General features: G+C 72.2%; 20 protein-coding genes. 16 read left to right on the top strand and 4 right to left on the bottom strand.

Features of this window, described 5'->3' with window-relative positions:
• The coding region (locus tag VT52_RS38435; RefSeq protein WP_206306505.1) for a hypothetical protein at positions 1-191 on the bottom strand (191 nt) is incomplete at its 3' end.
• Positions 192-393: 202 nt separating this feature from the next.
• Between VT52_RS38435 and VT52_RS13425 the strand changes: the two genes are divergently transcribed.
• Positions 394-1,665 carry a polysaccharide deacetylase family protein gene (locus VT52_RS13425; RefSeq protein WP_046419040.1) on the top strand — a complete coding sequence of 424 codons (1,272 nt, stop codon included), beginning with the start codon at positions 394-396 and terminating at the stop codon, positions 1,663-1,665.
• 17 nt (positions 1,666-1,682) lie between these two features.
• Here the strand turns inward: VT52_RS13425 and VT52_RS13430 are convergent, their stop codons facing one another.
• Positions 1,683-2,687 carry an ATP-binding protein gene (locus VT52_RS13430; RefSeq protein WP_206306506.1) on the bottom strand — a complete coding sequence of 335 codons (1,005 nt, stop codon included), beginning with the start codon at positions 2,685-2,687 and terminating at the stop codon, positions 1,683-1,685.
• A gap of 101 nt (positions 2,688-2,788) precedes the next feature.
• Between VT52_RS13430 and VT52_RS13435 the strand changes: the two genes are divergently transcribed.
• Entirely contained in the window at positions 2,789-3,613 is an 825-nt protein-coding gene (locus VT52_RS13435) for a Fic family protein (protein WP_046419039.1), read from the top strand.
• A 392-nt stretch (positions 3,614-4,005) separates the two neighbouring features.
• On the opposite strand, the gene VT52_RS13440 is transcribed toward VT52_RS13435, so the two are convergent.
• Complete coding sequence (locus VT52_RS13440; RefSeq protein WP_046419038.1) at positions 4,006-4,836, bottom strand: HAD family hydrolase; 831 nt, start codon at positions 4,834-4,836, stop codon at positions 4,006-4,008.
• Between the two features lie 603 nt (positions 4,837-5,439).
• On the opposite strand from VT52_RS13440, the gene ssd reads away from it, so the two are divergent.
• The 7 genes from ssd (at position 5,440) to VT52_RS13475 (ending at position 10,733) form a co-directional block, all read left to right on the top strand.
• Entirely contained in the window at positions 5,440-6,537 is a 1,098-nt protein-coding gene (gene ssd, locus VT52_RS13445; protein ID WP_046419037.1) for a septum site-determining protein Ssd, read from the top strand.
• Positions 6,534-7,838: a TadA family conjugal transfer-associated ATPase gene (locus VT52_RS13450; RefSeq protein WP_046419036.1), complete on the top strand. Its 1,305-nt coding sequence runs from the start codon at positions 6,534-6,536 to the stop codon at positions 7,836-7,838. Before ssd ends, VT52_RS13450 begins: the two co-directional genes overlap by 4 nt.
• Positions 7,831-8,706 (top strand): type II secretion system F family protein, encoded by an 876-nt coding sequence (locus tag VT52_RS13455; protein ID WP_046419073.1) that lies wholly within the window; start codon positions 7,831-7,833, stop codon positions 8,704-8,706. Before VT52_RS13450 ends, VT52_RS13455 begins: the two co-directional genes overlap by 8 nt.
• Positions 8,707-8,742: 36 nt before the next feature.
• The gene (locus VT52_RS13460) at positions 8,743-9,519 is read left to right on the top strand and encodes a type II secretion system F family protein (protein WP_046419033.1); all 777 of its coding nucleotides are present in this window, start codon (positions 8,743-8,745) and stop codon (positions 9,517-9,519) included.
• A 65-nt stretch (positions 9,520-9,584) separates the two neighbouring features.
• The gene (locus VT52_RS13465) at positions 9,585-9,785 is read left to right on the top strand and encodes a DUF4244 domain-containing protein (RefSeq protein ID WP_053055457.1); all 201 of its coding nucleotides are present in this window, start codon (positions 9,585-9,587) and stop codon (positions 9,783-9,785) included.
• Between the two features lie 22 nt (positions 9,786-9,807).
• Complete coding sequence (locus tag VT52_RS13470) at positions 9,808-10,146, top strand: TadE family type IV pilus minor pilin (protein ID WP_046419031.1); 339 nt, start codon at positions 9,808-9,810, stop codon at positions 10,144-10,146.
• A gap of 134 nt (positions 10,147-10,280) precedes the next feature.
• The gene (locus VT52_RS13475; RefSeq protein WP_046419070.1) at positions 10,281-10,733 is read left to right on the top strand and encodes an Rv3654c family TadE-like protein; all 453 of its coding nucleotides are present in this window, start codon (positions 10,281-10,283) and stop codon (positions 10,731-10,733) included.
• A 180-nt stretch (positions 10,734-10,913) separates the two neighbouring features.
• Here VT52_RS13475 and VT52_RS13480 read toward each other — a convergent pair whose 3' ends face one another.
• Positions 10,914-13,493: a DEAD/DEAH box helicase gene (locus VT52_RS13480; RefSeq protein WP_240509744.1), complete on the bottom strand. Its 2,580-nt coding sequence runs from the start codon at positions 13,491-13,493 to the stop codon at positions 10,914-10,916.
• Positions 13,494-13,574: 81 nt separating this feature from the next.
• On the opposite strand from VT52_RS13480, the gene bldG reads away from it, so the two are divergent.
• The 7 genes from bldG to topA all read left to right on the top strand — a co-directional run bounded on the left by bldG (position 13,575) and on the right by topA (position 23,381).
• Positions 13,575-13,916, top strand: coding sequence for an anti-sigma factor antagonist BldG (gene bldG / locus VT52_RS13485; protein WP_010986038.1), 342 nt, complete (start codon positions 13,575-13,577; stop codon positions 13,914-13,916).
• 203 nt (positions 13,917-14,119) lie between these two features.
• Complete coding sequence (locus tag VT52_RS13490; protein ID WP_046419025.1) at positions 14,120-14,557, top strand: ATP-binding protein; 438 nt, start codon at positions 14,120-14,122, stop codon at positions 14,555-14,557.
• A 308-nt stretch (positions 14,558-14,865) separates the two neighbouring features.
• Positions 14,866-17,274 (top strand): sodium-translocating pyrophosphatase, encoded by a 2,409-nt coding sequence (locus VT52_RS13495; protein WP_046419022.1) that lies wholly within the window; start codon positions 14,866-14,868, stop codon positions 17,272-17,274.
• Positions 17,275-17,466: 192 nt separating this feature from the next.
• Entirely contained in the window at positions 17,467-18,099 is a 633-nt protein-coding gene (locus VT52_RS13500; RefSeq protein ID WP_167377698.1) for a small secreted protein, read from the top strand.
• A gap of 118 nt (positions 18,100-18,217) precedes the next feature.
• The gene (locus tag VT52_RS13505; RefSeq protein ID WP_046419019.1) at positions 18,218-19,738 is read left to right on the top strand and encodes a N5-glutamine methyltransferase family protein; all 1,521 of its coding nucleotides are present in this window, start codon (positions 18,218-18,220) and stop codon (positions 19,736-19,738) included.
• Positions 19,739-20,080: 342 nt separating this feature from the next.
• Positions 20,081-20,278 (top strand): hypothetical protein, encoded by a 198-nt coding sequence (locus tag VT52_RS13510; protein WP_046419016.1) that lies wholly within the window; start codon positions 20,081-20,083, stop codon positions 20,276-20,278.
• Positions 20,279-20,546: 268 nt separating this feature from the next.
• The gene (gene topA, locus VT52_RS13515; protein WP_046419014.1) at positions 20,547-23,381 is read left to right on the top strand and encodes a type I DNA topoisomerase; all 2,835 of its coding nucleotides are present in this window, start codon (positions 20,547-20,549) and stop codon (positions 23,379-23,381) included.
• Positions 23,382-23,389 lie beyond the last annotated feature (8 nt).

Consider the following 23,389-nt stretch of genomic DNA (forward strand, 5'->3'; position numbering starts at 1 on the left):
TCCTTCAGCAGGTTGGCCAGGCTCTCATTGCTCACGACATCCGCCTTTCGAGGGTGTCCGATGTGTCCCAGGCCACAGCTCATCAGACGTGAGGGGGCGGTGACAAGGGTCGTCGGAAAAATTGGTTTAGACCTGTGCGATGGAAGAGGGGAGGGGTGGAGTAACGGTTCGTAAAGGATCAGTAATGCCACGTAAAGATCATGTGTGACTTTTCGGGGCAAATAGGCGAGTCGATCCCCCGCGGGAGTGAATAAATCATTTGATCGGCTTGTCGTACTACTTCCTTCTCCGGTCCATGTGATCTTGGGCTGCGCCGTTGGTTCAAACCCGGCGGATCACCATAAAAGGCCCTCAACAGCATTCGTCCGAGAGAAGGAAGAAGGTGGGCGGAACATGGCCGCCAACCAGAGGATCGCCATCGGCGTGGTCGCCGCGGCCTGTGCCGTCTCGCTCACGGCGTGCGGGACCGGCGCTCATGGCGCGCGGGAGGGGACGTCCGGCCCGCGCAAAGGGGCGCCCGCGGCGCCCGCGCCCGAGAGCGTGCTCCGGCTGATCGGCGACGGATCGACCGCGTACACCGGCACACAGCCCCACCTGCCCAGGCCCGAGCGGCTGAAGCCCGGTCAGAAGCCCCCGCAGTTCGTCGTCTTCTCCTGGGACGGCGCGGGCGAGGACAGCCAGAAGCTGTTCTCGCACTTCCGCAAGGTCGCCAAGGAGAACAACGCCAACATGACGTTCTTCCTCAGCGGTGTCTATCTGCTGCCGGAGGACAAACGCGACCTCTACAAGCCCCCGCAGCACTCGCCGGGCAGCTCCGACATCGGCTTCAACGACCAGCAGGGGATCAGCGACACCGTCAAACAGGCCCGGCTCGCCTGGCTGGACGGCAACGAGATCGGCACCCACTTCAACGGCCACTTCTGCGGGCCCGACGGCGGGGTCGGCACCTGGTCGGTGGACGAGTGGAAGAGCGAGATCACCCAGGCCAAGCAGTTCGTGGAGAACTGGAAGACCAACTCCGGCATGAAGAACGCGGCCCCGCTGCCCTTCGACTACGACAAGGAGCTGATCGGCGGCCGTACCCCCTGCCTGGAGGGCCGGAAGAACTTCGTACGGGCGGCCGCCCAGATGGGCTTCCGCTACGACTCCAGCGGGATCGACAACCAGCTCTGGCCGAAGAAGAAGGACGGCCTGTGGGACCTGTCGATGCAGCTGGTCCCCTTCCCCGGGCACGACTTCGAAGAGCTGACCATGGACTACAACTACATGATCAACCAGTCGGGCACGAAGACCCAGGGCGACCCCGACAAGTTCGACTACTGGGGCGACCAGGTGCGCGACAGCCTCCTCCAGGGCTTCGACCGGGCCTACGACGGCAACCGCGCGCCCCTCGTCATCGGCAACCACTTCGAGTCATGGAACGGCGGCACCTACATGCGCGCCGTCGAGGACGTGGTGAAGAAGGTCTGCGGCAAGCCCGAGGTGCGCTGCGTCTCCTTCCACCAGCTGGCCGACTGGCTGGACGCCCAGGACCCCAAGGCCCTGGAGAAGCTGCGGGGCCTGAAGGTGGGCGAGGCACCCAAGCAGGGCTGGGCGTCCTTCCTCTCCGGGCACCCGGCCCCGGCGCCCAAGGGAGTCCCCGGGGCGCCGGCCGTCAAGGGGTAGACACCGGGCGGGAGTCGTCAGGCGGGGGTCGACACGCCCGCCTCCACACCCGCTTCGAGGCCCTCGCCGAGCACGAAGTCGGGGTCGACCTGCGCCGCCAGGTCGGCCCCGGTGCGCTCGTTGCCCCACGACTCGGCGTTCTTCAGGTGGAAGTGCACCATCTGGCGCATGTAGCGCTCCCGGTCCCGCCGCTCGTACATGGCGTCCGCGGTGGCCCTCAGGGTCGCCAGCGCACGGGCGTTGGCCTCCTCCAGGAGGTCGAACCGCGGCGGGCGGCCCTTCTCCATGGCCCGCACCCAGTCCGAGCGCCCGACCGTGACCAGCAGGTCGTCCCCGACCTCCGCGCGCAGGAAGTCGATGTCGTCCTGTTCCTGGATCTTGTTGCCGACGACCTTCAGGGCGACGCCGAAGTCCCGGGCGTACTCCTTGTACTGGCGGTAGACGGAGACTCCCTTGCGGGTCGGCTCGGCGACGAGGAACGTCATGTCGAAGCGGGTGAACATGCCGGAGGCGAAGGAGTCCGAGCCCGCGGTCATGTCGACCACCACGTACTCGTCGGGGCCGTCGACCAGGTGGTTCAGGTACAGCTCCACCGCTCCGGTCTTGGAGTGGTAGCAGGCGACGCCGAGATCGGCGTCGGTGAAGGGGCCGGTGACCATCAGGCGGACGGCGCCGCCGTCGAGCTCCACCGGACGCGCGCAGGCGTCGTAGACCGGATTGGGCTCGCGCACCCGCACCAGCCGCGAACCGTGCCCCGGCGGGGTCGTCTTGATCATGGTGGCGGCGGAGGCGATGCGCGGGTTGCCGCCGCGCAGGTAGTCCTTGATCAGCGGCAGCCGCTCGCCCATGGCGGGCAGCGCGGCCGCCTCGGCCTCGTCCAGGCCGAGCGCGGGGCCGAGGTGCTGGTTGATGTCCGCGTCGATCGCGACAGCGGCGGCCCCGGACGCGGCGAGGTGGCGGATGAAAAGGGAGGAGAGCGTGGTCTTGCCGCTCCCGCCCTTCCCGACGAAAGCAATTTTCATGTTCACCAAGCGTAGTTGCGTGATGGCTGTAGGTGGCATGGTTGAGTGAAGAAGACCACTCCTTCGTGGGGTCTGCCGATCGGGTGCGTACTGTCGTACCCATGAGTACGACAGGTGCGACCCCCGATCCGCTCGCGGCCCTGGGCGCACTGCCCGGCGTGGCCGAGTCCGTGGAGTCCGTGCGCAAGGCCGTGGACCGGGTCTACGGGCACCGGATCATGCGCCGCCGCAGCAACGAGATCACCTCGGAGGCGGCCCTGCGCGCCGCCCGCGGCTCGGCGGCGCTGTCCGGCGCCGACTGGGCGCTGGAGGAGGTGCGGCGGCGCACCGACTTCGGCACCGACGACGAGGCACGCGTCATGGGCGCGGCCCTGCGGCTGACGGCCGAGGCGGGGCAACTGCTGTCCATCTGGCGGCAGTCGCCGCTGCGGGTGCTGGCCCGACTGCACATGGTGGCCGCGGCGAGCGACGAGAGCCGGGTGGGGCGCCCGCGTCAGGCCGGCGAGGCGGTGGACGAGCCGCTGATCGAGCTGCCGCTGCCGGACGCGCGGGAGGTCTCCGGGCGGCTGGACGGCCTCGCGGACCTGATCGTCGCGGGCAGCTCCGCCCCGGCCCTGGTGACGGCGGCCGTGGTGCACGGCGAACTGCTCGCGCTGCGCCCCTTCGCCTCGCACAACGGGCTGGTCGCGCGCGCCGCCGAGCGGATCGTGCTGATCGGCAGCGGCCTGGACCCCAAGGCGGTCTGCCCGGCCGAGGTCGGCCACGCGGAGCAGGGGCGCGCCGAGTACCTGGGGGCGCTGGACGGCTATGTCTCGGGCACTCCCGAGGGCATGGCGGCGTGGATCGCGCACTGCGGGCGCTCGGTCGAGTTCGGGGTACGGGAGTCGACGGCGGTGTGCGAGGCGCTTCAGCGCGGCGCGGCCTGAGGTTTCGCGCCGGGGTGAGGTTTCGCGTCGGGGCGCGGACAGAGATGCGGCGGTACGAATGCTCGTACCGCCGCTGGCATGAGCACCGGGTTACCAAGCGTCCTCGATGACTTGCCCATCAGGACGGGGACTTTGCCCGTACCTGGTGCGGCTGGCCCGTATTCGACGGGTCGACGTCGCGTGGGTGCCCGGTGTTCATGCAGTGGTCCGTGGGCCAAATGCGTAGTGACTGGGGATCCTCTCGGATGTCCATGGTCGCGCGGGCCGCTGACTTCTTTGTACCGCGCGGTGCGGACAAGCGGAACCCCCGCCCGCACTTCTTTACTTTCAGGTGCGAGCAGGTGCGAGCAGGGGCGAAGGGGACACCCGGCGGCGTTGTGGCGCGTGATCCGTCAGGCGTTGCCGCGGCGGCGGTTGGCGTACCAGACGAGTCCGGCCGTCGCGGCCGCCGCGCCCACGGCGGCCGCCGCGACCAGCGCGGGGCGCGGCGGTACGGAGAGGGTGGGCAGCCGCTTCTTGAGCGGGACCGGGCGGCGGAACTCCAGTACCGGCCAGTCCCGCGCGACGGCCTCGCGGCGCAGCGCCCGGTCCGGGTTGACGGCGTGCGGGTGGCCGACCGCCTGGAGCATCGGCAGGTCGGTCGCCGAGTCGCTGTAGGCGAAACAGCGGTCGAGGTCGTAGCCCTCGGAGACGGCGAGTTCCCGGATCGCCTCCGCCTTGGTCGGGCCGTAGGCGTAGTACTCCACCTCGCCGGTGAAGCAGCCGTCCTCGCCGACGACCATGCGGGTGGCCACCACCCGGTCCGCGCCCAGGAGTTCACCGACCGGCTCGACCACCTCGGCGCCCGAGGTGGATACGATCACCACGTCCCGGCCGGCCGTGTGGTGCTCCTCGATGAGCGAGGCGGCCTCGTCGTAGATGATCGGGTCGATCAGGTCGTGCAGGGTCTCGGCGACGATCTCCCGCACCTGCTGCTGGTTCCAGCCCCGGACCATGTCCGAGAGATAGGCGCGCATGCGTTCCATCTGGTCGTGGTCCAGACCGCCGACCAGGAACACGAACTGGGCATAGGCGGTGCGCAACGCGGCCCTGCGGTTGATCAGCCCGCCTTGGTAGAAGGACTTGCTGAAGGTGAGTGTGCTGGACTTCGCAATGACCGTCTTGTCCAGGTCGAAGAAGGCCGCAGCGCGAGGCAAGGAGTGGTTTTCCACGTCCCCGAGCATAGGCGCCCACCATTCGGCGTAAGGTGGGGCGCGTGGGTTTGCCTGAGAAGGCTCTCGGGTACACCATGGAAGTCACGGATCGTTCGCGACCGTGCTAACCCGGTCCGGCTCCTCCCCCCCCGAGTCGGCCGTGGGGACGACCCCCGCTCTCCCCCCCGGCGGGGGTCGTCGCATGTCCGGACGCGTTTTTGCCCCTCTTTCCTTCCCTCGTACGGCCGAGCGGCCGACGCCGACGCGTCGAGACCGCCGCTTCCGCGCGCCCACGATCCGTTACTCCGGGTAATCGTAGGGCTGCGCTACGGATGCCGCACAGGGGTCGGTGCCGACGTCACCGGTATGGGTGACGGAGTTATTCACAGGACCTGAGTTGTCCACGGTTTTCCACCAAGATCCACACGATTTCCCGGATCGCCGCACTGTGATTCCCACGCGCTCCCGCCGCGGCGAGTTCACGGCCGGTTCCGTTTGCGGGAGGCGTATGGCCGATTCCGGTCGGCCTTCACACAGCCGTTCATGTCGCCGTTCATATGGAAGCCGCCCGCCGGTTCTCCAGATGTCGGGAAATCGCGTGGCCGCGGGGCCGCGCGGCGAAGGGGGAACACCGTGTCCGGAACCATCACCCATGACCCGCCGCCCGCCTGTGGCGGCAGCCCGCTCATCGTCACCGAGGACGCCGCGCTCCTGGACGATCTGCTGCGGCTGTGCGCGGCCGCGGGCGCGACTCCCGAAGTCCGTCACGTCGTCCCCGACCAGGGGGACACCTGGGCGGCGGCCCCGCTCGTGCTGGTCGGGGACGACGCCGCCCACCGTCTGCTCGGGGCCGCGCGCCGGCGCCAGGTCGTGCTGATCGGCCGCGACCAGGACGACCCGGACGTGTGGCGGCGCGGCATGGAGATCGGCGCCGACCATGTCCTGATCCTGCCCGACGGCGAGCAGTGGCTGGTCGACCGGATCGCCGATGTCGCCGAGGGAGCGGGCCGCCCGGCCCTCACCGTCGGTGTGATCGGCGGCCGGGGCGGGGCCGGCGCGTCCACCCTGGCCTGCGCGCTCGCCGTCACCGCCGCCCGCGAGGGGCTGCGCACCCTGCTCGTGGACGCCGATCCGCTCGGCGGCGGGCTCGATGTGCTGCTCGGCGGCGAGGGCGCCGAGGGACTGCGCTGGCCGGCCTTCGCCGCCTCCCGGGGCCGGGTCGGCGGCGGCGCCCTGGAGGAGTCGCTGCCCGCGCTGCACTCCCTGCGGGTGCTCAGCTGGGACCGGGGCGACTGCGTCGCCGTGCCGCCCCAGGCCGTGCGCGCGGTGCTCGCCGCCGCCCGGCGCCGCGGCGGCGCCGTCGTGGTCGATCTTCCCCGCCGCCTGGACGACGGGGTGGGCGAGGTCCTCGCCCAGCTCGACCTGGCCCTGCTCGTGGTCCCCGCCGAACTGCGGGCGGTCGCCGCGGCCGGCCGGATCGCCGGCGCCGTCGGCATGGTCGTCCGCGATCTGCGGATCGCGGTGCGCGGTCCGTACGCGCCCGGCCTGGACGACCGTGAGGTGGCGCGCCTGCTCGGCCTGCCGCTCGCGGGGGAGGTGCCGGCGGACCCGGGGCTGCTGCGGCCGAGGGGCGGGGGGAGACCGCCGGGCGCGAGCGGGCGCGGCCCACTGGCCCGGTTCTGCCGGGAGTTCTGGGAGCGGGCACTGGTGGAGTCCGGGGGTGCGCGGTGAGTTTCGAAGCTCTCGACCAGGCCGCCCTGCTCGACGGGGTGCGCCGGCGGCTCGCCGAGAGCGGCGCCGAACCCACCCCGGCGCGGGTGGCGCAGGCGCTGCGCGCGCAGGGGCGGGTGCTCGGGGACGCCGAGATCCTCGGAGTGGCCGAGCGGCTGAGATCCGAACTCGTCGGAAGCGGGCCCCTGGAGCCGCTGCTCGCGGACCCCGGGGTGACCGACGTCCTGGTGTCCGCGCCCGACCGGGTGTGGGTGGACCGGGGCGGCGGTCTGGAGCTGACACCGGTGACCTTCCCCGACGCGGCGGCGGTGCGACGCCTCGCGCAGCGGCTGGCGGCGGTGGCCGGACGCCGGCTGGACGACGCCCGGCCCTGGGCGGACGCCCGGCTCCCGGACGGCACCCGGCTGCACGCCGTGCTGCCCCCGGTCGCCGTCGGCTGTACCTGCCTGGCCCTGCGGGTGGTACGGCCCCGGGCCTTCACCCTCGCCGAACTGGTGGCGGCCGGCACGGTCCCGCCCGGTGGCGACCGCATCCTGCGCGCCCTGCTGGCCGCCCGGCTGTCCTTCCTGGTCAGCGGCGGCACGGGCAGCGGCAAGACCACGTTGCTCAGCGCCCTGCTGGGCCTGGTCGGCGCCGAGGAGCGGATCGTGCTCGCCGAGGACTCCGCCGAGCTGAGACCCGACCATCCGCATGTCGTCCGGCTGGAGACCCGGCCCGCGAACCAGGAGGGCGCGGGCCTGGTCACCCTCCAGGATCTGGTGCGCCAGGCCCTGCGGATGCGGCCGGACCGGCTGGTCGTCGGAGAGGTGCGCGGGCCCGAGGTCGTCCATCTGCTCGCCGCCCTCAACACGGGCCACGAGGGCGGGTGCTGCACGGTCCACGCCAACACCGCCGGGGACGTCCCGGCCCGCCTGGAGGCACTGGCCACGGCCGCGGGCCTCGACCGCGCCGCTCTGCACAGCCAGTTGGCGGCCGCCCTGTCCGTGGTGCTCCACCTGGTGCGGGACCGCTCCGGCCGGCGGCGGATCGCGGAGGTGCACGTCCTGGAGCGGGACGCCACGGGCCTCGTGCGGACGGTGCCCGCGCTGCGGTGGGGGGAGCGGGCGTTCGTGCGGGAGGAGGGGTGGGGGCGCTTGGCTCGACTGCTGGCAGGTGTGGGCGAGTGCGCGGACGGGATCGGTGGTGGTGGTGAGGACGGCGGGCGCGGTGGCGCCGAAGGTGCCGGGTCCGGGGACGGCGGAGGCACCGGGTCCGGGGACGGCCGGGGTGGTGGATTCGGAGGTGGCGAAGGTGATGGGTGAGATCTCGGCGGGTGAGATGTCGATGGGGGCAGCGCTGATCTGCCTGGCCGCGCTGGGGTGGCTGCTGTACGAGCGGCATCACGGGGTGCGGCGGGCGCGGCTGTTGCTGGCCGGGGGCGGGGAGCCGGGTGCCGGTCTCCCGGTCCAGGACCGACTCGTCTCGGTGTTGGGGCGGTTGCGCGCCCGCTGGGGCGTCGAGTGGTGGGCCCTGGCCGCGGGGCTGCTGCTCGCGCTGCTGGGCGGCTCGGTGATTCCGGTCGCCGCGGGGGCGGCCGGGGTGCCCGTGCTGCGCCGGGTGCGGCTGGCCGGGGAGGCGAGACGCGCCCGGGAGCGGCGGGTGGACCAAGTGATCGCCCTGTGCGGGGCGTTCGCCGGTGAGGTGCGGGCCGGACGGCAGCCCGGCGAGGCGCTGCTGCGCGCGGCGCGGGACTCGGGCGGGCTCGGCGGGGCGCAGGCGGCCGTGGTCGCGGCGGCCCGCTTCGGCGGGGACGTGCCCGGTGCCCTCGCGGTGGTGGCCCGGCAGCCGGGCGCCGAGGGACTGCTCGGGCTGGCCGCGTGCTGGCGAGTGGCCGTCGACCAGGGCGCGGGACTCGCGGCCGGCCTCGACCGGCTGGACGGCGCCCTGCGCGCCGAACGGGACCAACGCGCCGATCTGCGCGCCCAGCTGGCGGGAGCTCGGGCCACCGCCGTCCTGCTCGCCGCCCTCCCCGCCCTGGGTCTCCTGCTCGGCGCGGCCATGGGTGCCGCCCCGCTGCGGGTCCTCCTGCACAGCGGCCCCGGCCTCGGCTGCCTGCTGACCGGCGCGCTGTTCGAGACGGCCGGGCTGTGGTGGTCGGCGCGGATCGTGCGGGGAGCGGGGGCGGCGTGAGGTGCGGGTCGGGGACGTGGCGGGAGGCGTGAGGGTGTGAGCGGGGATTTCGCGCACAGGCTGGGGACGGCCGTGGTCGTGGCGGTGGCGCTCGGCTGGGGCGGCCGGCTGGCGGTGTCGGTCCGGCGCGAACGCCGGGCGCGGCAGCGGGCGGCCAGGCTGCTGGGGCCTGGTTCCGGCGCGCACAGGCCGCGGTGGGCGGTCGTGGACACGGTACGGAGATGGCTGCCGCCCGTGGGCGTGGCGGGTGGCGTGTGGGTACTGGTCGGCGGGACCGCCGGGGCGCTGCTCGGGCTCGGCGTCGGTGCCGTGCTCTGGCGCCGGCGGGTGGGGCAGGCGGCGGGCGGGGTGGTGGTCGTCGACACCGCCGAGGCCGCGCGCCGGCTGCCGCTCGCCGCGGATCTGCTGGCCGCCTGCATCGAGGCCGGCGCCGGGCCCGTGGCCGCCGCGCAGGCGGTGGGGGAGGCGCTGGGCGGCCCCGTCGGACAGGCGCTGGCGCGGGGCGCGGCGGAGGTACGGCTCGGCGGCACACCGGCGGACGCGTGGCGCGGGCTGGCCGCGCTGCCGGGCGCGGCAGCCCTGGCACGGCTGCTGGAACGGGCCGGCGAGTCGGGGCTGCCCGCCGCCGCTCCGGTGGCCCGCATCGCCTCGGACACCCGCGCGGACTGGGGCCGCACCGCGACGGCGCGGGCCCGGCGGGCGGCCGTACTGATCGCCGCGCCGGTGGGGCTGTGCTTCCTGCCCGCCTTCGTCGCGATCGGCGTACTGCCCGTGGTGATCGGGCTGGCGGGCGGGGTGATGGCGGGGAGGTGAGGGAGCGGCGCCGGACATCGAGGACGGAAGTCATGAGAACAGACCCGAAAATCATGGGAGTTGAAATGAAGAGGAAGATCGTCGAAGTGCTGGCCGGGGTGCGGGGGGTGTGCCGCCGGGACTCCGGAATGGTGACCTCGGAGTACGCGATGGGGATCATCGCGGCCGTCGGATTCGCCCTGCTGCTCTATGAGGTCGTCACCAGCGGCGAGGTCCGGGCGGAGCTCCAGTCCGTCGTGAAGAAGGCCCTCGGTGCGCGGATGTGAACGGGGCTCGGACGGGGGGTTCGTGACGGCGGAGGCGGCCATGGTGCTCTGTGTGCTGGTGGCGTTCACGATGGCGCTGGTCTGGGGGCTGCTCATGGCGGCGGCGCAGATCCGGTGCGTGGACGCGGCTCGCGTGGGCGCTCGGGCCGCCGCCCGCCAGGACCCGCCCGCCACGGTGCTGTCGGTGACCCGTCAGGCGGCACCGATCGGGGCCCGGGTGGCGATCGGGCGAGAGGGCGACCAGGTCCGCGTGACGGTGGTGGCTAGACCGCCGATGCTCAGCGGCCTGCCCTTCGAACTCCGCGAGGAGGCGGTGGCGTTGGCGGAGGAGACGGTCGGGGAGAAGGGAGCGGGGCCGTGAGGCGGCAGGGGACGCGGGTGCGGGGCAGTGGCCGCGGCTGGGCCCTGGCTCGTGCTCGGGGCAGTGGCTGTGGCCGGGTCCCGGCTCGTGTCCGGGACCGGATTCGGGCTCGTGCTCCGGGCCGGGCTCGGGCTCTGGTCCCGGCTCGGGGAACGGGGGGCCGGTACGGCTCCGACCGGGGTTCCGCCACCGTCTGGAGTCTCGGGGCGATCGCGGTGCTCTGCGTGGTGTTCGGCGCGGTGCTGGCGCTCGGGCACGCCGTCACCGTCCGGCACCGGGCGGCGGGCGGCGCGGACCTGGCGGCGCTCGCGGCCGCGGACCACTGGGCGGAGGGCGGCGAGACGGCCTGCGCGCGGGCCGGCCGCGTGGCGACGGCCCAGGGGGTCCGGCTGGTGCGCTGCACGGTGGAGGGCGAGATCGCGGACGTGACCGCGTCCGCGGGGAGGGGCCCGTTCACGGCGGAGGTCCGCTCCAGAGCGGGCCCGGCAGGTCCACCGGCCCCCGCCCTCGCCCCGCCGCCCTCCGGCGAGCCGCCACCGGGCCCGCGGTCCCTCGATCCGCCGCACCCCGCTCCGGGGAACCGGTGACGCGGGCGCCGGGCGGGGCGCCCACCGGCACGTGGGCCGCCGTTCCAGGGCCTGCGAGCCCCCCTCGGGCCGGCGGAGCATCCCCGGCAACCGGCCCGCCGCCCGTACTCGGCGCACCCGTCCGTGGGACCGCCTGCTCCCGGTCCCCGGTCCCCGGTCACCCGCCTCCCGGGTCCCTGGTCACCCGCCTCCCCGGTCACCTGCCTCCCCGTGCGTCAGGCCCCCGGCCCCGTGCCCCGAAGCCGACGCCGAGTCCCCCGGCCGGTCGTCCGGCTCCGCCGCCGCGCCCTTCCGGGCCCGCTCCTCCGGCGGTTCCGGTGCTTCGCGCAGCAGCGTCGTCAGGAGGCGGACCGCGCCGCGTTTGTGAAGGGGGTCGTTGCCGTTGCCGCACTTGGGGGACTGGATGCAGGAGGGACAGCCCGCGTCGCACTCGCAGGAGGCGATGGCCTCGCGGGTGGCGGTGAGCCAGGCGCGGGCGGTGTGGAAGGCGCGCTCGGCGAAGCCCGCGCCGCCGGGATGGCCGTCGTACACGAAGACCGTCGGCAGGAGGGTGTCGGGATGCAGCGGGACGGAGACGCCGCCGATGTCCCAGCGGTCACAGGTCGCGAAGAGCGGCAGCATGCCGATGGAGGCGTGCTCGGCGGCGTGCAGGGAGCCGCCGAGGATCTCCGGGCCGATCCGGGCCTCGTCCAGCTGGTCCTCGGTGACCGTCCACCACACCGCGCGGGTGCGCAGCGTACGAGGAGGGAGGTCGAGCTTGGTCTCGCCCAGGACCTCGCCGGTGATCAGGCGCCTGCGCAGGAAGGAGACCACCTGGTTGGTGACCTCGACGGAGCCGTGGCAGAGGCGGCCCGCGCCCCAGGGGATCTCGGTGTCGGTCTCCAGGACGGAGACGGCGGTGGTGTCGCGGGCGACCGTCGAGTACGGAGGGTCGGCCTGTTCCACCAGGGCGACCGAGTCCGCCAGGTCGAGGGAGCGCACCAGATAGGTGCGGCCCTGGTGGAGGTGGACGGCGCCCTCGTGCACGGTGGAGTGCGCGGCGGCCTCGTCGACCGTGCCGAGCAGGCGCCCCGTGCCCTCCTCCACGATCTGCACCGGCCGCCCGCCCCCGCCGCGGATGTCGGTGAGGTCGGCGGCCCGTTCCCGGCGGGTCCAGTGCCAGGCCCGGGTCCGCCGGCGCAGCAGCTTCGCGGCCTCCAGCTGCGGCAGCACGTCCGCGCACGCGGGACCGAACAGTTCGAGGTCCTCCTCGGTCAGCGGGAGTTCCGAGGCGGCGGCGCACAGGTGCGGGGCGAGGACGTAGGGGTTGTCGGGGTCGAGGACGGTCGACTCCACGGGCCGGTCGAACAGGGCCTTCGGGTGGTGGACGAGGAAGGTGTCCAGTGGATCGTCCCGGGCGACGAGGACCGCGAGGGCGCCCTGCCCGGAGCGGCCCGCGCGGCCCGCCTGCTGCCACAGGGAGGCCCTGGTGCCCGGGTAGCCGCAGATCACCACCGCGTCCAGCCCGGAGACGTCCACGCCCAGCTCCAGGGCCGTGGTGGCGGCGAGCCCGAGGAGTTCCCCGGAGTGCAGGGCGCGCTCCAGGGCGCGGCGCTCCTCGGGGAGGTAGCCGCCGCGGTAGGCCGCGACCCGCCGGACCAGGGAGCGGTCGACCTCGGCCAGTTTCTCCTGGGCGATCACCGAGATCAGCTCGGCGCCGCGCCGGGAGCGCACGAAGGCGACCGAGCGCACGCCCTGCGCGGTCAGGTCGGTCAGCAGATCGGCGGTCTCGGCGGTGGCGGTGCGCCGTACGGGCGCGCCCCGCTCACCGTGCAGCTCGGTGAGCGGGGGTTCCCACAGGGCGAAGACCAGTTCGCCGCGCGGGGAGGCGTCGTCGGCGACCTCCACCACCGGCAGGCCGGTCAGCCGCCGCGCGGCGACGGCGGGCTCGGCGGCGGTCGCGGAGGCCAGCAGGAAGACCGGGGAGGAGCCGTAGCGGGCGCAGACGCGGCGCAGCCGGCGCAGCACCTGGGCGACGTGCGAGCCGAAGACGCCCCGGTAGGTGTGGCACTCGTCGACGACGACGTACTTCAGCGACTTCAGGAACGAGGACCAGCGCGGGTGGGAGGGCAATATCCCGCGGTGCAGCATGTCGGGGTTGGTGAGGACGTAGTTGGCGTACTGGCGTACCCACTCGCGTTCCTCGTACGGGGTGTCGCCGTCGTACACGGCCGGGCGGACCGCGGTGCCCAGCGATTGTGAAAGTTCCTTCACCGATCGGCACTGGTCCGCCGCGAGCGCCTTGGTGGGCGAGAGGTACAGCGCGGTGGCCCCTCGGCCGTTCGGCGCCCGCGAACCCTCCAGAAGGGTGGACAGCACGGGGACGAGATACGCGAGGGACTTGCCGGAGGCGGTACCGGTGGCGACGACCACCGAATCGCCGTCCAGTGCGTGCTCGGCGGCCAGCGCCTGGTGCGCCCAGGGATGCTCGATGCCGCACTCCTGGACGGCCGCGATCACTTCGGGCCGAATCCGGTCGGGCCAGACTGCATGGCGACCCGTGCGCGGGGGCAAGTGCTCCGTATGAGTGATGCGCGCAGCCCGGTTCGGACCGGAGGCGAGTCTGCCCAGGACAGCGCCCGGCGACGGGCGGGACTCCGGGTCCGGCACGGGAAGATCGGATCGGTGATTCTTGGCCATCGGCACCGAGTGTGTCACTGGAGTGACGGACAATGGGGTCAAGGCGTCGTGCGCGCAGGCCGGTAAGTGATTGAATGCCATCGCGGCTGGCGTTGCGTCCCGGGGGCCGCAAGCCGAGGTGCCCGAGGGGCGACCGCTCGATAGCAAGGTGCTGGAGGATCCGTGGACCTGTCCCTGTCGACCCGTACCGTCGGCGATCGTACGGTCGTCGAGGTCGGTGGCGAAATCGATGTATACACCGCGCCCAAGCTGCGCGAGCAGCTGGTCGAGCTGGTGAATGACGGCAATTTCCATCTTGTCGTCGACATGGAGGGCGTGGACTTCCTCGACTCCACCGGACTCGGCGTGCTGGTCGGCGGCCTGAAGCGGGTGCGTGCCCATGAGGGCTCGCTGCGCCTGGTCTGCAACCAGGAGCGCATTCTCAAGATCTTCCGTATCACCGGCCTCACCAAGGTGTTCCCGATCCACACCTCGGTCGAGGAAGCGGTGGCGGCCACCGACTGACCCTGACCCGTCGCCCCTGCCGCCGGCGTGTGCCCGCGGCGGGGTCACCGGTGGGGCGTGCCTGTTTCCGGCCGTCGTACCCCGTCTCGCACCCCCCAGGGGGCCGTGCCGGGTGTGCCCGGGTGGATCCGGGTAACGAAGTTCATGAGGGGCGGGCCCGGCGAGCCCGTCCGACCGCAGTCCCGTAGTCGTGAGGGGGATGCATGGCCACCGTCGAACTCCGCTTCAGCGCGCTGCCCGAGCACGTCAGGACCGCCCGGCTGGTGGCGGCCGCGGTGGCGCGCAGGGCCGGAGTGGACGAGGCCGTCCTGGACGAGGTGCGGCTCGCCGTGGGCGAGGCGTGCTCCCGTGCCGTGGGGCTCCACCAGGTCGGCGGCATCGACGCCCCGGTGAGGGTGGCGCTGATCGAGGAGGAGAAGCAGTTCTCCATCGAGGTCGGTGACGAAGCCCCGCACGCGGTCCCCGCCGAGCGGGTGGCCGGGGGCGCCGCGGCGGACGCGGACGTGGAGGCCGAGGAGGACGAGATGGGCCTCGCGGTCATCAGCGGCCTCGTGGACGACGTCGAGGTCACCACCGGGAAGAACGGCGGCCTGATCCGCATGACCTGGCCCGCCGCCCCGCCGGCGGTCACCGTCGGCTGACACCGCCGTCCGAAGAGCGCGAACGCACGATCAGGGCCCTGCCGAGCAGGGCCCTGATCGTGTTTCAGGCAGATCATTCACGGCGTCTCCCGGAATTCGTGAAGGAATTCACGATCAATAGCCGTATCATTCGATCAAGGTTCAATGGGACCGACGGCGTTCGTCAATGCTTCAGGGGCATTACTTCTTTCGGGTTCGCCAACCGTAGCGTGCAGGCCAATTCCGTTTACCGTGCTCTTTTGACATCACTCAGGGGTACCTACAATCCGTCCACATCTTGAGCTCAGCCCAAGCGTCAAGGAGGACGAATGGCGGGGCTTTCTCACCCCTCTGAGTTGGACCACCCCACATACCTCGCGGCCGCGGTGCTCACCAACGGCAACAGGGTCATCGTGGCCGTCATCGCGGCGGTAGCCCTCGCCGCGCTGGTGGTCGCGGGGATCCTGGTGCGCCAGGTGCTCGCCGCGGGCGAGGGCACCGACAGCATGAAGAAGATCGCCGCGGCGGTCCAGGAAGGCGCCAAGGCGTATCTCGCCCGGCAGTTGCGCACCCTCGGCGTATTCGCCGTCGTCGTCTTCTTCCTGCTTCTGCTGCTGCCCGCGGACGACTGGAATCAGCGTGCCGGGCGTTCGGTGTTCTTCCTGATCGGTGCGGTGTTCTCGGCCGCCACCGGCTATATCGGCATGTGGCTCGCGGTACGAAGCAATGTGCGGGTCGCCGCCGCGGCCCGGGAAGCGACCCCGGGCGAGGGCGAACCCGAAAAGGATCTCACCGCCGTCTCGCACACCGCGATGAAGATCGCATTTCGCACGGGCGGTGTCGTCGGCATGTTCACGGTGGGCCTCGGCCTGCTGGGCGCCTCCTGCGTGGTGCTCGTCTACGCCGCCGACGCGCCGAAGGTCCTGGAGGGCTTCGGCCTCGGCGCCGCACTGATCGCCATGTTCATGCGGGTCGGCGGCGGCATCTTCACCAAGGCCGCCGACGTCGGCGCCGACCTGGTCGGCAAGGTCGAGCAGGGCATCCCGGAGGACGACCCGCGCAACGCCGCGACCATCGCCGACAACGTGGGCGACAACGTCGGCGACTGCGCGGGCATGGCGGCCGACCTCTTCGAGTCGTACGCCGTCACCCTGGTGGCCGCGCTGATCCTCGGCAAGGCCGCCTTCGGCGACTCCGGGCTCGCCTTCCCGCTCCTGGTGCCCGCCATCGGTGTGGTCACCGCGATGATCGGCATCTTCGCGGTCGCCCCCCGGCGGGCCGACCGCAGCGGCATGACCGCGATCAACCGCGGCTTCTTCGTCTCCGCGGTGATCTCCCTCGCGCTGGTCGCCGCCGCCGTCTTCGTCTACCTGCCGTCGAGCTATGCCGACCTCGGCGGAGTGACGGACTCGGCGATCAAGGCGAAGGACGGCGACCCGCGGATCCTCGCCCTGGTCGCGGTGGCCATCGGCATTCTGCTGGCGGCCGTCATCCAGCAGCTGACCGGATACTTCACCGAGACCAGCCGGCGCCCGGTCCGTGACATCGGCAAGACCTCCCTCACCGGACCCGCCACCGTCATCCTGTCCGGCATCTCGCTCGGCCTGGAGTCCGCCGTCTACACCGCGCTGCTCATCGCGCTCGGCGTGTACGGCGCGTTCCTGCTCGGCGGTACGTCGATCATGCTCGCGCTGTTCGCGGTCGCGCTGGCCGGCACCGGCCTGCTGACCACGGTCGGTGTGATCGTCGCCATGGACACCTTCGGGCCGGTCTCCGACAACGCCCAGGGCATCGCCGAGATGTCCGGCGATGTCCAGGGCGCGGGCGCGCAGGTGCTCACCAACCTGGACGCGGTCGGCAACACCACCAAGGCGATCACCAAGGGCATCGCGATCGCCACCGCGGTGCTCGCGGCGTCGGCGCTCTTCGGGTCGTACCGCGACGCGATCACCACCAATGTGCAGGACGTCGGGGAGAAGCTCAGCGGGCCCGGCGCGCCGCTGAGCCTGTCCCTGGACATCTCCCAGCCCAACAACCTGGTCGGCCTCATCGCGGGCGCCGCGGTCGTCTTCCTCTTCTCCGGACTGGCCATCAACGCCGTGTCGCGGTCGGCGGGCTCGGTGGTCTTCGAGGTGCGGCGGCAGTTCCGCGAGAAGCCCGGGATCATGGACTACACGGAGAAGCCCGAGTACGGCAGGGTCGTCGACATCTGCACCAAGGACGCCCTGCGGGAGCTGGCCACGCCCGGTCTGCTCGCCGTGATGGCGCCCATCTTCGTCGGGTTCACGCTCGGCGTCGGCTCGCTCGGCTCCTATCTCGCCGGCGCGATCGGCGCGGGCACGCTGATGGCGGTGTTCCTCGCCAATTCCGGCGGCGCCTGGGACAACGCCAAGAAACTGGTGGAGGACGGGCACCACGGCGGCAAGGGCAGCGAGGCCCACGCCGCCACGGTGATCGGCGACACGGTCGGCGACCCCTTCAAGGACACCGCGGGGCCCGCCATCAACCCGCTGCTGAAGGTCATGAACCTGGTCTCACTGCTCATCGCGCCCGCGGTGATCAAGTTCTCCTACGGCCAGGACAAGAACCTCGGCGTGCGGATCGGGGTCGCGATCCTCGCGCTGCTGGTGATCGGATCGGCCGTGTACATCTCCAAGCGGCGCGGCATCGCCGTCGGCGACGACGAGGAGGGCGCCGAACGGGTGGCCAACTCGGCCGACGCGGCGGTGGTTTCGTAGGCTCCGGGAGACGGCCTGCGAGAAGAGCGGGCGGGCGGCGCGTTCGAAGGACGCGCCGCCCGCCCGTTCGCGTGCGCGGGTACGGACCCGTCGTGAGCCTTCTCTCGGACAAAAAATAATAAAAGGTACTTACGGGGCGATCGGTGTGCGGAGGGCGTGCGTCCGCCGTGTAGGGTCCGGGGCCCGAGAGCCATGGAAGGGACCAATCCGGTGAACAAGAAGCTCGCGGCCGCACTGTCCGGCGGTGCGGTACTGGTGGCTGCGCTGTCGGGATGCAGCGGCAACAGCGCCCCCAAGGGGCCCGACCCCAAGCTGGTCTCCTGGGCCAAGTCGGTGTGCGACGCCGTGCCCGCGCAGGACGCGAAGATCAAGGCGGCGAACTCGGCGATCTCCACGACCGCCGCGGACACGGCCAAGCCCGAGACGCTCCAGAAGACCGACTCCAAGGCATTCCAGGACATGGCCGACGGCTACAAGGCGATCGCGACCGCGGTCAACGAGGCCGGCGCGCCTCCCGGGGTCTCCGGCGGCGCCAAGCGGCTCGGCGACGTCGTCAAGAGCTTCAACAGCCTCTCGTCCTCCTACGCCGACCTGAAGAAGCAGGTCGACGGCCTGGACACCAAGAACCAGACGAAGTTCGCCTCCGGGCTGCACGACGTCGCCACTCAGATGGCCGAGCTGGAGAAGAAGCACCAGAGCGCCACCGATTCCCTGAAGAACCTCCAGCAGGGCGAGGTGCAGGACGCCATCAACCAGCAGCCCAGCTGCAAGAAGGTCGCCTCCTCGGCGTCGTCCTCGCCCTCCGCGGCGTCGACGGCGGGCTGACCGGCCCCGGGGCGCGGCATCCGCGACGGGCCGACCGCGCCCGAGGCCCGTGGGGGACGGCCGCGTGCGCCGGCTGTGTGCGCCGTCCCCCTCGGCGCGCGCGGGACACAATGGGACCGTGACTGACTCCGGACCCGCCCCCCTGCCCGCCGCCGACCGTCCCGAGGCCGCCGCGCGGCTGCGGGACGCGCTGCTGGCCGCCTCCTTCACCGCCGACGGGCTGCTCGAACTCCTCGGCGCCCCCGCGTACGCGGCGCTGGCCCGCAGCGAGACCGTGCCCGCGCTGCGCGCGACCCGTGGCGACACGCCGCTGGAGACCCTCGTACGGCTCTTCCTGCTCCAGCAGCCCGTGCCGCGCTCGCGGGTGGCCGCCGTGCTGCCCTTCGAGGAGGCGGCCGAGGCCGGGTGGCTGGTGCGGGTGGGCGCCGACGAGGTGGCCGCCACGGTGGATGTCCGGCCGTACGGCGGTCCCGGCGGCGAGGACTGGTTCATCGTGTCCGACCTCGGCTGCGCGGTCGGCGGCGCGGGAGGTGTCGGGCAGCGGGCCGAGGGCGTCGTCCTCGGGGTCGGGGGCGCGTCCACCACGCTCGCCGGGATCACCGTGCGCACGCCGGTCGCCGCCGCGCTGGACCTCGGCACCGGCTCGGGCATCCAGGCGCTGCACGCCTCCCGGCACGCCACGCGGGTGACGGCGACCGACCTCAACCCCCGCGCGCTGCACGTCACGGCGCTCACGCTGGCGCTCTCCGGCGCGCCCGCCGCCGATCTACGCGAGGGTTCGCTGTTCGAACCGGTGCGCGACGACGAGAAGTTCGACCTGATCGTCTCCAACCCGCCGTTCGTGATCTCTCCCGGCGCCCGGCTCACCTACCGGGACGGCGGCATGGGCGGGGACGACCTGTGCCGTTCGCTCGTCCAGCAGGCGGGGGAGCGGCTGAACGAGGGCGGGTTCGCGCAGTTCCTCGCCAACTGGCAGCACGTGGCGGGGGAGGACTGGCAGGACAGGCTCAGGTCCTGGGTGCCGCGCGGCTGCGACGCCTGGATCGTGCAGCGCGAGGTGCAGGACGTCACCCAGTACGCCGAGTTGTGGCTGCGGGACGCCGGGGACCACCGCGGGGATCCGGCGGAGTACCAGGCGCGGTACGACGCCTGGCTCGACGAGTTCGAGGCGCGCAAGGTCAAGGCGGTGGGCTTCGGCTGGATCACCCTGCGCAGGACCGGCTCGGCCGAGCCGTCCATCACGGTGGAGGAGTGGCCGCACCCGGTGGAGCAGCCCCTCGGGGACACCGTCCGGGCGCACTTCGAACGCCTCGACTACCTCCGCGAGCACGACGACGCGGCGCTGCTCGCCCACCACTTCAGGCTGGCCGGCGAGGTGGTGCAGGAACAGGTCGGGCTGCCCGGCGCGGAGGACCCCGAGCACGTCGTGCTGCGCCAGCACCGCGGTATGCGCCGCGCCACCAAGGTGGACACGGTCGGCGCCGGCTTCGCGGGCGTCTGCGACGGCACCCTGAGCGCGGGCCGCATCCTGGACGCCATCGCCCAGCTGATGGGTGAGGACTCCGTCCGCCTGCGCGACCAGACCCCGGCCCAGATCCGCCTCCTGGTGGAACAGGGCTTCCTGGAGCCGGTCGGCTGAGATGCGCGGGGCGCGGGGCGCTCCGCGCGGAGCCGCCGGTGATCGCGATCGGTCGGCGGTGGCCCGGGGGCGTACCCCGGCGGCCCGCGGTCGCGTGGAGGCGCAATGCCCGGCGGGGGCGGCTACCGGGGGGCCTGGTTCGTGTCCCTGGCACTCGTGGCCGCCCCGCCGATCGCAAAACGGCCGGAAAATTATCCGGCCCGGGGCGGGAGAGCCGTACCGGCGTCCTCCGGCCCCCTCGGAGGTCGTCCCGTCGGCCTCCCGTTCACCCCGATGTCGCCTGCCCGTCGCCCCCGCGTGCCAGTGTCCACGCGCTGGGTGCGGCCGGAAGGGGTGGGGCGGATGGAGCGGGGGCCCGCGATTTTCGTGGGGGCGGTGTTTGTCCTGTTCGGAGGGGCTCTGCTGGTGTGGACCGGGGTGCGGCTGCGACGCGGTGAGGCGGTGGCCCTCGGTGTGAACCGGATCGCATCGGCCACCCTCGCGAGCGTGGCCGCGACCCTCGCGCTGGCCCTCGGCGGCTACTGCCTCACGCGCCTCTGACGTCGGCGGGCGTCCGCTCGCCGGTGTGCCGCGAGAGCAAGAGGAGCATCACGCTCCGGACAGACCGGGACGGGGTACCCGGTGGTCCGGGCGGCAGGAATGCCGGTAGTCGGGTTACCGTTCGAGTGGCCGTTGTGGGCTTTTCCCGTTTGACACGGGGGCGGGATGTACCGTCACACTCCGCAGCGTCACACGTGCCAGCAGTACGCCGCGACCCCGGGACCAAGGCCTGGGGAGGCCACAGCGTCGACCGGAGAGAAGAGCGAAGTTGTCCCCGACCAGCGAGACCGCACAGGGCGGCCGCCGACTCGTCATCGTCGAGTCGCCTGCCAAGGCGAAGACGATCAAGGGCTACCTCGGCCCCGGCTACGTAGTCGAAGCGAGCGTCGGGCACATCCGCGACCTCCCCAACGGCGCCGCCGAGGTACCCGAGAAGTACACCGGTGAGGTGCGCCGCCTCGGCGTGGACGTCGAGCACGACTTCCAGCCGGTCTACGTGGTCAACGCGGACAAGAAGGCGCAGGTCAAGAAGCTCAAGGACCTGCTGAAGGACTCCGACGAACTCTTCCTGGCCACCGATGAGGACCGCGAGGGCGAGGCCATCGCCTGGCACCTCCAGGAGGTCCTCAAGCCGAAGATCCCCGTCAAGCGGATGGTCTTCCACGAGATCACCAAGGACGCGATCCGCGAGGCCGTCGCCAACCCGCGCCAGCTCAACCAGAAGCTGGTCGACGCCCAGGAGACCCGCCGCATCCTCGACCGCCTCTACGGCTACGAGGTCTCCCCGGTGCTGTGGAAGAAGGTCATGCCCCGGCTGTCGGCCGGCCGTGTCCAGTCCGTCGCGACCCGGCTCGTGGTCGAGCGGGAACGCGAGCGCATCGCCTTCCGCTCCGCCGAGTACTGGGACCTCACCGGCACCTTCGGCACCGGCCGCGCGGGCGACTCCTCCGACCCGTCGTCGCTGGTCGCGCGCCTTCAGACCGTCGACGGACGGCGTGTCGCGCAGGGCCGCGACTTCGACTCCGTGGGTCGGCTGAAGACCGCGAACACCCTCCACCTGGACGAGCCGACCGCCCGCGCGCTGGCCGCCGCCCTGGAGAACACCCGCTTCGCCGTGCGCTCGGTGGAGTCGAAGCCGTACCGTCGCTCGCCGTACGCGCCGTTCCGTACGACGACGCTCCAGCAGGAGGCCAGCCGCAAGCTCGGCTTCGGCGCCAAGGCGACCATGCAGATCGCCCAGAAGCTGTACGAGAACGGCTACATCACGTACATGCGTACGGACTCCACGACGCTGAGCGAGACCGCCGTCGCGGCCGCCCGCGCCCAGGTCACGCAGCTGTACGGCGCCGACTACCTGCCCCCGCAGCCGCGTACGTACGCGGTGAAGGTGAAGAACGCGCAGGAGGCGCACGAGGCGATCCGTCCCTCGGGTGATCGTTTCCGCACCCCCGCGGAGACCGGCCTGACCGGCGACCAGTTCAAGCTGTACGAGCTGATCTGGAAGCGGACCGTCGCCTCCCAGATGAAGGACGCGACCGGCAACAGCGTGACCGTGAAGATCGGTGGCACCGCCGCCGACGGCCGGGACGTGGAGTTCAGCGCCTCCGGGAAGACGATCACCTTCCACGGCTTCCTCAAGGCGTACGTCGAGGGCGCCGACGACCCGAACGCCGAGCTGGACGACCGTGAGCGCCGGCTGCCGCAGGTCGCCGAGGGCGACGCGCTGTCCGCCGAGGAGATCACGGTCGACGGCCACGCCACCAAGCCCCCGGCCCGCTACACCGAGGCCTCCCTGGTCAAGGAACTGGAAGAGCGCGAGATCGGCCGCCCGTCGACCTACGCGTCGATCATCGGCACGATCCTCGACCGCGGCTACGTCTTCAAGAAGGGCACGGCGCTCGTGCCGTCCTTCCTGTCCTTCGCCGTCGTGAACCTTCTGGAGAAGCACTTCGGCCGGCTGGTCGACTACGACTTCACCGCCAAGATGGAGGACGACCTCGACCGCATCGCCCGCGGCGAGGCCCAGGCCGTGCCGTGGCTGAAGCGCTTCTACTTCGGCGAGGGCACCATCAGCGGCGCCGCCGCCGACGCGGGCAACGGCGACGGGGACCACCTCGGCGGCCTCAAGGAACTGGTCACCGACCTGGGTGCGATCGACGCCCGTGAGGTGTCCTCGTTCCCGGTGGGCAACGGCATCGTGCTGCGGGTCGGCCGCTACGGGCCGTACATCGAGCGCGGCGAGAAGGACACCGAGCAGCACCAGCGCGCCGACATCCCCGACGACCTGGCGCCGGACGAGCTGACCGTCGAGCTGGCCGAGAAGCTGCTGGCCGAGCCCAGCGGCGATGTCGAGCTGGGCACCGACCCGGCCACCGGTCACACGATCGTCGCCAAGAAGGGCCGCTACGGCCCCTACGTGACCGAGGTGCTCCCCGAGGGCACCCCGAAGACCGGCAAGAACGCGGTCAAGCCGCGCACCGCCTCCCTCTTCAAGTCCATGGCGCTGGACACGGTGACCCTGGACGAGGCGCTGACGCTGATGTCCCTGCCGCGTGTCGTCGGCACCGACGCCGAGGGCCAGGAGATCACCGCCCAGAACGGCCGCTACGGCCCGTACCTGAAGAAGGGCACGGACTCGCGCTCGCTCCAGGCCGAGGAGCAGATCTTCACCATCACGCTGGAGGAGGCCCTGGCGATCTACGCCCAGCCGAAGCAGCGCGGGCGGGCCGCCGCAAAGCCGCCGCTGAAGGAACTGGGCGAGGACCCGGTCTCCAAGCGGCCGGTCGTGGTCAAGGACGGCCGCTTCGGGCCGTACGTCACCGACGGCGAGACCAACGCCACCCTGCGCTCCGGCGACAGCGTCGAGGAGATCACCCCGGAGCGCGGCTTCGAACTTCTTGCCGAGAAGCGCGCGAAGGGCCCGGCCAAGAAGACCGCCAAGAAGGCGGCGGCGAAGAAGACCGCCCCGGCGAAGAAGACCGCCGCCAAGAAGACCGCCGCCAAGAAGACGACGGCCAAGAAGACCACGGCGGGCGCCGCGAAGAAGACGGCCGCCAAGAAGGCGACGGCGACCAGGTCGACGGCCTCCGGCTCGGAGGACTGAGCCACAGG

It is taken from the genome of Streptomyces malaysiense, from assembly GCF_000980885.2.
In the GTDB taxonomy this organism is placed as follows: Bacteria; Actinomycetota; Actinomycetes; order Streptomycetales; family Streptomycetaceae; genus Streptomyces; species Streptomyces malaysiense.

Bases quoted from the DNA above. Each gene is read 5' to 3' on its own strand.
- VT52_RS13435 (WP_046419039.1), top strand. From the start codon at position 2,789: ATGAGTACGACAGGTGCGACCCCCGATCCGCTCGCGGCCCTGGGCGCA.
- VT52_RS13480 (WP_240509744.1), bottom strand. From the start codon at position 13,493: ATGGCATTCAATCACTTACCGGCCTGCGCGCACGACGCCTTGACCCCA.
- VT52_RS13490 (WP_046419025.1), top strand. From the start codon at position 14,120: ATGGCCACCGTCGAACTCCGCTTCAGCGCGCTGCCCGAGCACGTCAGG.
- VT52_RS13425 (WP_046419040.1), top strand. From the start codon at position 394: ATGGCCGCCAACCAGAGGATCGCCATCGGCGTGGTCGCCGCGGCCTGT.
- VT52_RS13455 (WP_046419073.1), top strand. From the start codon at position 7,831: ATGGGTGAGATCTCGGCGGGTGAGATGTCGATGGGGGCAGCGCTGATC.
- VT52_RS13465 (WP_053055457.1), top strand. From the start codon at position 9,585: ATGAAGAGGAAGATCGTCGAAGTGCTGGCCGGGGTGCGGGGGGTGTGC.
- VT52_RS13495 (WP_046419022.1), top strand. From the start codon at position 14,866: ATGGCGGGGCTTTCTCACCCCTCTGAGTTGGACCACCCCACATACCTC.
- VT52_RS13430 (WP_206306506.1), bottom strand. From the start codon at position 2,687: ATGAAAATTGCTTTCGTCGGGAAGGGCGGGAGCGGCAAGACCACGCTC.
- VT52_RS13500 (WP_167377698.1), top strand. From the start codon at position 17,467: ATGGAAGGGACCAATCCGGTGAACAAGAAGCTCGCGGCCGCACTGTCC.
- VT52_RS13510 (WP_046419016.1), top strand. From the start codon at position 20,081: ATGGAGCGGGGGCCCGCGATTTTCGTGGGGGCGGTGTTTGTCCTGTTC.
- VT52_RS13440 (WP_046419038.1), bottom strand. From the start codon at position 4,836: ATGCTCGGGGACGTGGAAAACCACTCCTTGCCTCGCGCTGCGGCCTTC.